Annotated in this window: 1 protein-coding gene; it reads left to right on the forward strand. The window is 45.3% G+C overall.

The genetic code is table 11. The features are described 5' to 3' along the window. Positions 1 to 47: 47 nt before the first annotated feature. A complete protein-coding gene (gene gatB / locus AC1DRQ_RS31350; RefSeq protein WP_477430028.1) occupies positions 48 to 1,517 on the forward strand; it encodes an Asp-tRNA(Asn)/Glu-tRNA(Gln) amidotransferase subunit GatB in 1,470 nt (489 codons plus the stop codon). Positions 1,518 to 1,656: the final 139 nt, after the last annotated feature.

Here is a 1,656-nt window from a genome sequence, read left to right on the forward strand (position 1 = left end):
ATATTTGACCTTACAATCAGTAGTATTATAGCTGAATCTTTATTTTTATGACAGTTCTCACAAACGGGGTAAGTGACAAGTACGAAGTGGTTATAGGCCTCGAGGTACATGCCCAGTTATCCACTTTAAGTAAGGCATTCTCGGCAGATTCAGCTGCCTTTGGCGCCGAACCTAATCACCACGTTAGCGCCATATCGCTGGGGCATCCCGGCACCTTACCGTTTCTTAATAAACGAGCGGTTGAGTATGCGGTAAAAATGGGCCTGGCCTGTAACTGTACCATCAACCTCAATAATAGCTTTGCCCGTAAAAATTATTTCTACGCCGATTTGCCTAAAGGGTACCAGATCACACAGGATCAGGGACCTGTTTGTTTGGGCGGATATGTACCGGTGAGGTTAGCTGATGGTACCCAAAAGGATATTGCCATCCACCACATCCACATGGAAGAGGATGCAGGTAAAAGTATGCATGACCAGCACCATGCCGATTCGCTTATTGATCTGAACAGGGCGGGGGTACCTTTGGTGGAGATCGTATCGCAACCTGACATGAGGAGCGCTGAAGAAGCCGGGCAATTTTTAACCGAGACCCGCAAAATACTGCGTTACCTTGACATTTGCGATGGCAATATGGAAGAAGGCAGCATGCGCTGTGATGCCAATATTTCGGTAAGGCTTAAAGGTGCAATCGAATATGGTAACCGTTGCGAGGTGAAAAATCTGAACTCGATACGAAATGTGCAGCGCGCCATTGAGCACGAATTTGCCCGTCAGGTTGATATTATTGAAAATGGCGGCCATATAGATCAAAATACATTGAATTTTAATGCAGATACCGGCGAAACATCGGTTTTGCGCTCCAAAGAGATGGCCAATGATTACCGCTACTTCCCCGAGCCCGACCTGCCGCCATTGGTGCTTACCCAGCAATACCTGGAAAATATCCGCAAAACCCTGCCGGTACTGCCAAACCAGCTATACTATAAATATACCGAAGAACTGGGCCWTTCGGCCTATGATGCCTCGGTAATAACAGCCGACAGGGATCTGGCTTTTTATTTCGAAGAGCTGATAAAATATACAGGCAATTATAAGGCCGCTGCCAACTGGTTAATGGGCGCGGTGAAATCATATTTGAATGATCATGACGTAACCATTAGCAACTTTGTTGTTACACCGCAGCATCTTGCCGGTTTGATCAAACTTGTTGACGCAGGGGTGATAAATAATTCTGTAGCTTCGCAAAAATTATTCCCGGCCATGGTCAAAGAACCGGGTAAAAATGCTGAAGAACTGGCTAAAGAACTTAACCTGCTGATCAGTTCGGATAACGACGATGTGAGCCGCTTTATACGCGATGCCATAGCCAAATATCCGGATAAGGTTATAGAATATCAAAAGGGTAAAAAGGGAGTTTTAGGGTTGTTTATGGGCGAGATCATGAAAAGCTCGAAAGGGAAAATTGATCCGCAAAAAACAAACCAGCTGCTGATAAAAGAATTAGAATCAAAATAAGAATGGGGCCCCACCCAACCCTCCCCGGAAGGGAGGGCTTAAAAAAGCGAAGTTAAAGTCTCCCCTACCGGGGGAGATTTAGAGGGGGCTAAATAGATTACAAATCAAAATAAGAATGAAGAACCGCATAATTGCATCA

It is taken from the genome of Mucilaginibacter sp. P4_E8 (genome assembly GCF_056401495.1).